The organism is Pseudomonas sp. CHM02, assembly GCF_000612585.1.
GTDB lineage: Bacteria > Pseudomonadota > Gammaproteobacteria > Pseudomonadales > Pseudomonadaceae > Aquipseudomonas.
The window spans coordinates 196861-204066 of record NZ_JFCA01000003.1; the positions used below are offsets into that span (position 1 = coordinate 196861).

A 7206-nucleotide genomic window follows, 5' to 3' on the forward strand; every position below is an offset into this window, starting at 1 on the left:
GGAGCGGTCCACGGCTGTCTTGGCAATGCGCAGGCCTAAGGCTTCAACTGCTTCCAATCAATGGCAAAGCGCGCCAGGTATTTGCGCAGGCGGTCCGCGTCATTGGGTTGCGCCTTGGCTTGGCGCGAAACACCGAACAGCCGGCGGCCAGCGTCGGAAAGGCTGTCGGATTGCACGCACACCTCGATCACCGCCTTGAGCTGCAGCTGGTCGAACAGATCCAGGTCGGCCGGCAGCAGTGCATGGGTTTCGGTCAGCCCCCAGGCGTAGCGCAGGCGCTGGATTTCTTCTTCGACCTGGGCTTCATCGATACGCCCGCTGTCTGCCAGGGTGGCCATGCGCGTGATGGACGCCGACAGCTCGCGAAAGTTGCCCAGCCACGCCGCTTCGCTGGAACAGGCGAACGCCAGGTAGCGTCGGCGCGCCTCCAGATTGAAACGCACGCGACGACCTTGCTCGCGGGCGTGGCGCTCCAGTTCGAAGTCGATATTGGGTTCGATGTCTTCACGCCTTCCCGCCAGGCCTGGCAGGTCAAAGGTCCACAGGTTGACGCGCGCATACAGGTCTTCGCGAAACAGCCCTTCGGCCACGCGCCCGCGCAGGTCGCGGTGGGTGCCGGCGATGATCAGGAAGTCGCTGGTCACTTCACGGTCGGCACCCATGGGGTAGAAGCGTTTTTCTTCGATGGCCTTGAGCAGCATCGCTTGTTCATCCAGGCCCAGTTCGCCGATCTCATCGAGAAACAACATGCCGCCATCCGCCGCGCGCAGCAGGCCGTCGCGGGCGTTTTGCGCGCCGGTGAAGGCGCCTTTGGTGTGCCCGAACAAAGCCGACATTGCGCCATCGCCACGCAGGGTGGCGCAGTTGACTTCCACGAAGCGACCCTGCACCTGGTGGCGGCTGCGCTTGAGTTCGTAAATGCGCCGGGCGAGGAAGGATTTGCCCGCGCCGGTGGGGCCGATCAGCAGCATGGGCGCGGTGGAGCGCACTGCCACCCGTTCAATCTGTTCGATGGAGGCATTGAACGCACTGTTGCGGGTGGCAATGCCGGATTTGAGAAAGGCCAGGCCCTCCAGGCGTTGGTGGGCGAAGCGCGAAGCGATGCGGTCGTAGCGTGACAGGTCGAGATCGATCAGGGTGTGGGTGCCGGTGGCGGGGGCGCTGTCCTCACGACGGCGGGTGGGTGCGGTCTGGATCAGTCGTGCTGGCAGGTTGCGTGCCTCGGTGAGCAGGAACCAGCAAATCTGTGCCACATGGGTGCCGGTGGTGATGTGGACCAGGTAGTCCTCACGGTCGGTGTCGAAGGTGTAGGCGGCGGTGAAGTCGTGCAGCGCGCCGTAGACCTCTTCGAAATCCCAGGGATCGTTCAGTGGCATGGGGTGCAGGCGCACCTCGGTCGTGGGCGAGATCTGCTGGATGTCGGCGCATACCCGCTCGGCCAGGCTGACGTCACGGGCGTCAATGTCGTGGATCAGCTCCAGGCGATCGACCTGCAGGTCATCTTGCTGGCACAGGCCGACACTGGGGCGCCAGTGATTCCAGCGGTTGGCGCCCTTGCCAACGCGGTCCAGCTTGGACCCGATAAACCCGATGGCGACCGTGCGCTTGTGTTTCATGACTAGACCAAAATATAAGTAACGATATGAAAGGATATGAATGCTGTGGCGCCCTTGTCATCGATTTTTAACGTCATGCAGCATAGTTATTAAAAATAACGATATAAAACAAGTAATTAGTAGTTTTTGTCGTGGCATGGAAAAAACCTGGCACGCCCGCTGCTATCTCCCAGCCAACGCCGTACTGCCGGCTTTCAAGAAAAGAATCGAGATCATGCAAGAGAACACTTACCAACTGCTGGAAGTCGCCAACGGCAAGCCGATCAAACTCTGGACCCAGGGCGTGCCTGTGGAGCCTGAGGCACGCAAGCAACTGATGAACACCGCCCAGATGCCGTTCATTTTCAAGCACCTTGCGGTGATGCCGGATGTGCATTTGGGCAAGGGCTCGACGATCGGCAGCGTGATCCCCACCGTGGGCGCGATCATCCCGGCGGCAGTGGGCGTGGATATCGGCTGCGGCATGATCGCTGCGCGTACGACGTTGATGGCCAGCGACTTGCCCGACAACCTCCACGGCCTGCGCTGCGCCATCGAGGCAGCGGTACCCCATGGCCGTACCCACAGCCGCAAGGGTCGCGACAAAGGCGCGTGGGAACATGTACCGGCCCAGGCCGATCAGGTGTGGTCGGCGCTGCACCCACGCTTCAAGGCGATCACCGACAAGTACCCGCAACTGGAGCGCAGCAACAACCGCCAACACCTCGGCACCCTGGGCAGTGGCAATCACTTCGTCGAGGTGTGCCTGGATGAAGCCAACAGTGTCTGGTTCATGTTGCACAGCGGATCCCGTGGCGTGGGGAATGCCATTGGCAACCTGTTTATCCAACTGGCCCAGGCCGACATGCGCCAACACCTGGCCAACCTGCCGGACCGTGACCTGGCGTACTTCGATGAGGGCAGCCAGCACTTCGATGACTATGTGGCCGCGGTGGGCTGGGCCCAGGATTTTGCCAGGCAGAATCGTGAATTGATGATGCGTGCGGTGGTCAAGGCAACGCGCCAGGTGATCAGTAAACCGTTTGAAGTGGCGCTGGAAGCCGTGAACTGCCATCACAACTACGTGCAGAAAGAGCGGCACTTTGGCGAAGAAATCCTGGTCACGCGTAAAGGCGCAGTGTCGGCCAAGAAAGGGGAGCTGGGGATCATCCCGGGCTCCATGGGTGCCAAAAGCTTCATCGTGCGCGGGCTGGGCAACGAAGAGTCGTTCTGCTCCTGCAGCCACGGCGCTGGCCGCACCATGAGCCGCACCAAGGCGAAGAACACTTTCACGCTGGCTGACCAGATCCGCGCCACCGTCCATGTGGAGTGCCGCAAGGACGCCGATGTGATCGACGAAATTCCGATGGCCTACAAGGACATCGACCAGGTTATGCATGCCCAGCGCGAGCTGGTGGAAGTGCTGCACACCTTGCGCCAAGTGGTGTGCGTCAAAGGATAAGAGGGGAATCAGGATGCAAAGGGATGAACGCCACCCATTGAGCGACGCCATGCGTGCGCGGGTGCTACTGGAACTGGAGCGCATAGAGCGCGCACGCAATGTCACCGTGCTGTATGCCTGTGAGTCCGGCAGCCGGGCCTGGGGGTTTGCTTCCACCGACAGCGACTACGACGTGCGTTTCGTCTACGTGGAAAAACCCGACTGGTTCATGCAGGTGGATGCGCCGCGCGATGTCATCGAGCGTCCGCTGGATGATGAATTGGACGTGAGTGGCTGGGAGTTGCGCAAGACGCTGGGTCTGTTGCGCAAATCCAACCCCACGTTGCTGGAATGGCTGGACTCGCCGCTGGTATATCGCCAGCAGGTCGACGCCACAGTGCAACTGAGCGCCCTGGCCGAGACGTTCTACAGTCCGCCAGCGGCGCGCAGTCATTACCTGTCGATGGCCAGGAAAAATTTCCGCGGCTACCTGCAAGGCGACACGGTGCGGTTCAAAAAGTACTTCTACGTGCTGCGACCTTTGCTTGCAGTGCGCTGGATCGACCTGGGGCTGGGCCGGCCGCCGATGACGTTTGCTGACTTGTTAAGCACGGTTGATGACGCGCAATTACTCGACGAGGTCGCGAACTTGCTGGCGCTGAAACGCAATGCCGGGGAAGCGGCGTACGGGCCTCGACGTCCGGCGCTGCACGCGTACATACAACGTGAATTGGAACGCGGCACACCGGTATTACCACGCACACATGCAGACTCCCGACAACTGGACCACTACTTGCGGGATACGGTCAAACGCTTTGCCTAAGGAAAACTATGAAACAGGACGTGATTGAACTCGATGGCGCCATTGGCGGCGGCCAGGTGCTGCGCAGTGGCCTGAGCCTGTCGATGGTGACCGGGCTGACCCTGCGGATCAAAAACATTCGCGCCAAGCGCAGCCGGCCAGGCTTGATGCGTCAACACCTGACGGCTGTGCTGGCGGCGGCGCAAGTCTGTGGTGCCCAGGTGCACGGTGCACAATTGGGCTCGCAGTCCCTGGTGTTCGAGCCCGGTCCGATCCAAGGGGGCGAATACCGCTTTTCCATCGGCACGGCCGGCAGTTGCACCCTGGTGTTGCAGACCTTGCTGCCGGCATTGCTGCGCGCGCCCACGGCCAGTCGCGTGACGATCTGTGGCGGCACCCATAACCCACTGGCACCGCCGGTGGACTTTTTGCGGCGTGCCTGGCTCCCGCTGTTGCGGCGCATGGGCGCGCGTATCGAATTGAGCTTGAACCGGTATGGGTTTGTGCCCGCAGGCGGCGGCGAGCTGGAGGTATTTATCCAACCCTGCGAACTGGCGCCATTGCAGTTGATGCAGCGTGGCAAGTTGCTCGAAGCCCGCGCGATAACGCTGAACGCCGGGTTGCCTGCCCAGGTGAGCGAACGCGAGTTCAAGCGCGTGCGCCAGCGCTTGTCGTTCGACGACGCCCAGTGGCTCCCGATTGAGGTCGACCCAGCGCAAGGGCCGGGAAACGTGCTGATGCTGGAGTATGTTCACGAGCACGTCACCGAAGTGTTCAGCGCGTTCGGCCTGGCCAACGTGCGTGCCGAGACCGTGGCCGACCTGGCGATCGACCAGGCCATGGAGTGGCGGGGTACCGACGCGGCGGTGGGTGAGCACCTGGCCGACCAGTTGCTGCTGCCGATGGCATTGGCTGGCTGTGGTCGTTTCACCACGCCACATATGAGCGACCATCTGCACAGCAACATGCAGGTGATCCAACGCTTCCTGCCTGTGGTGATCGAGAGTCACGTGCTGGAGGAGGGCGGTTTGAAAATCGAGTGTCGCGCCCGCTAGAGGTTCTCCGACGTCACAATGTGCGGCGGTATATACACCCGCTGCGGCACCGGATCGAACCCCTCAGCGCCCTGCAATTGCACCATCAGCTGCACCAGCGCGGTCGCCGTGTGCCGTGGCTGTGAATCCATCACCACATCAATCACCCCCTCGCGCAACGCCTGGCGTGACAGCTCGGTGGACTCCTGCAGGATGCAACACAGTGCCGGTCGCTTGGGCAATTGCGTCAGGGCGCTGATGATGCCGTCACCGCCGCCGCCCACTACGCACAGGCCGCGTAGCTCGCTGTGGCGGCTGATCAGGTCGAGGGTGGCTTCTTCGGTGATGTCGCAGTTGTCGAGGTTGATCAGCGGCTCCAACGGCTTGAGCCCCGGCGCGTGCTCGGCCAGGTAGCCGTGCAGGCCTTCGACCCGCGCCTGGTGGCCGAGAAAACGATGGCCTCCGAGCAGAATCCCCACGCTGCCTTTGCGCGCGCCGCAGGTGCGCGCGAGCAGCCAGCCCATGGTGCGGCCAACCACGTGATTGTCCTGGCCTACATAGGGTTCTTCGGCGTGTTCGTGGATGTCCGAGAGCAGGGCAACCACCGGCACGCCGGCTTCGCGGATCTGCTTGAGGCAGGCGTTGATCAGCGGATGGGCATAGCTGACCACCGCGAGGCCATCGCACTGCACGGCCAGCTGTTCGATTTGCGCGACGATGGCGCTGGGTGTGCGATCCACGATGTAGTCGAACTGGCACGTTAGGTTGGCGCCCGCATGCTGCTCGGCGGCGGCGCTGATCGCCTGCGCCAGGCTGGCATAGAACGCCTGGGCGGTAGCCAGCAACAGAATGCCGAAGCGATAGGTTGGCCGGCGTTCGCGGATACGCTGGCCGATCAACCGCGCCGCGAAATACCCCACGGCTTCGGCCGCCTGGAACACCTGCTCGGCGGTCTCGGGATTGACCGGCGCCCGTGCATTCAACACGCGGTCGACGGTGGCTACGCTGAGCCCCGCCTGGGCGGCAACGGTGGCGATGGTTGGGCGTTTATTGTTGTTCATGACAGGCCCCTTGAGCGTCTTGATAGAAAACTATCAAGCCCCGCTGGGCCTGGATGATAGCTTGATAGGGAATGGATTCAAGGCCTTGAGGGTGAACTACCCGTTCTCTATGGTGGGTTTCACACAGCACCAGACCCCCCCCCCGCTTGCGGAGAACAATAACAATGCCTGAACACACCGCTCCTATCACGCGTCGCGACTACAGCCTCACTGGCCCCGAAGCCGCCCGCGCCTTTGATAAAGGCCTGGTCTCGGCCAGTTGGTACCAATCCCCCATCTCACGTAAGCGCATGAAAGAACTTATGCAGCGCCGCGACGGCCCGGCCCTGCTCGACACCGCTATCTGGGTGAGCGCGCTGTTCGCCACCGGGTTTGGTGGCTACTGGTTCTGGGGCACCTGGGCCTGTGTGCCGTTCTTCCTCGCCTATGGCGTGCTCTACGGCACCGGGTCCAACCCGCGCTGGCATGAAACCGGTCACGGCACCGCGTTCAAGACCCGCTGGATGAACGACGTGCTCTATCAGGTCGCCAGCTTCATGTGCATCTTCGAACCCCACGTATGGCGCTGGAGCCATGCCCGCCATCACACAGACACCATCGTGGTCGGCCGCGACCCGGAGATCGTCGAACCGCGCCCGCCGAGCTTCTTGATGATGTTCTTGAGCCTGTTCAACCTGCCCCTGGCCTGGAAGACGTTCAGCGGCGTGGTGCGCCATGCCATTGGCAAGATGAGTGCCCAGGAGGCGGACTTCATTCCTGAATCCGAATGGCCGAAGGTGTTTCGCGCGGCACGCATCTGGGTCGGCATCTACGCCGTGGTGATTGGCACCGCCTTGTACCTGCATAGCTGGCTGCCGCTGATGCTGGTTGGCCTGCCGAGCCTCTACGGCGCCTGGCTGGGTTACCTGTTTGGCCTCACCCAGCATGTCGGCTTGGCCGAAGACGTGCTGGACCACCGCAGCAACTGCCGCACCATCTACATGAACCGCGTGCTGCGCTTTATCTACATGGATATGAACTACCACCTCGAACACCACATGTACCCGATGGTGCCGTACCACGCGCTCGCACAATTGCACGAAGAAATCCGCAGCGACTGCCCGCCGCCGTACGCCAACCTGTTCGAGGCGTACAAGGAAATCTTGCCGACGATCTGGAAGCAGCGCAGCGACCCGAGCTACTTCATCCAGCGCCCAACCCATGGTAGTGAGCGAGCTTGCTCGCGCTGGGCTGCGCAGCAGCCCCAGTAAACCCACCGCGTTCTTTCAGACAA

At 62.1% G+C, this 7206-nt stretch carries 6 protein-coding genes; 4 read left to right on the plus strand and 2 right to left on the minus strand.

The features are described 5' to 3' along the window. Positions 1-35: 35 nt before the first annotated feature. Entirely contained in the window at positions 36-1616 is a 1581-nt protein-coding gene (gene rtcR / locus BM70_RS0102910; protein ID WP_025854611.1) for an RNA repair transcriptional activator RtcR, read from the minus strand. A gap of 214 nt (positions 1617-1830) precedes the next feature. Between rtcR and BM70_RS0102915 the strand changes: the two genes are divergently transcribed. The 3 genes from BM70_RS0102915 to rtcA are packed head-to-tail and all read left to right on the plus strand — an operon-like array spanning position 1831 to position 4893. Further along, entirely contained in the window at positions 1831-3057 is a 1227-nt protein-coding gene (locus BM70_RS0102915) for an RtcB family protein (RefSeq protein ID WP_025854612.1), read from the plus strand. 13 nt (positions 3058-3070) lie between these two features. Further along, complete coding sequence (locus tag BM70_RS0102920; RefSeq protein ID WP_025854613.1) at positions 3071-3859, plus strand: nucleotidyltransferase domain-containing protein; 789 nt, start codon at positions 3071-3073, stop codon at positions 3857-3859. An 8-nt stretch (positions 3860-3867) separates the two neighbouring features. Beyond that, the gene (gene rtcA / locus BM70_RS0102925; protein WP_025854614.1) at positions 3868-4893 is read left to right on the plus strand and encodes an RNA 3'-terminal phosphate cyclase; all 1026 of its coding nucleotides are present in this window, start codon (positions 3868-3870) and stop codon (positions 4891-4893) included. On the opposite strand, the gene BM70_RS0102930 is transcribed toward rtcA, so the two are convergent. Further along, positions 4890-5933 carry a LacI family DNA-binding transcriptional regulator gene (locus BM70_RS0102930; protein ID WP_025854615.1) on the minus strand — a complete coding sequence of 348 codons (1044 nt, stop codon included), beginning with the start codon at positions 5931-5933 and terminating at the stop codon, positions 4890-4892. The genes rtcA and BM70_RS0102930 overlap by 4 nt on opposite strands. Positions 5934-6097: 164 nt before the next feature. Here BM70_RS0102930 and BM70_RS0102940 point away from each other — a divergent pair, with 164 nt between their 5' ends. Further along, positions 6098-7183 carry a fatty acid desaturase family protein gene (locus BM70_RS0102940; protein ID WP_025854616.1) on the plus strand — a complete coding sequence of 362 codons (1086 nt, stop codon included), beginning with the start codon at positions 6098-6100 and terminating at the stop codon, positions 7181-7183. The last annotated feature ends 23 nt before the right edge of the window (positions 7184-7206 follow it).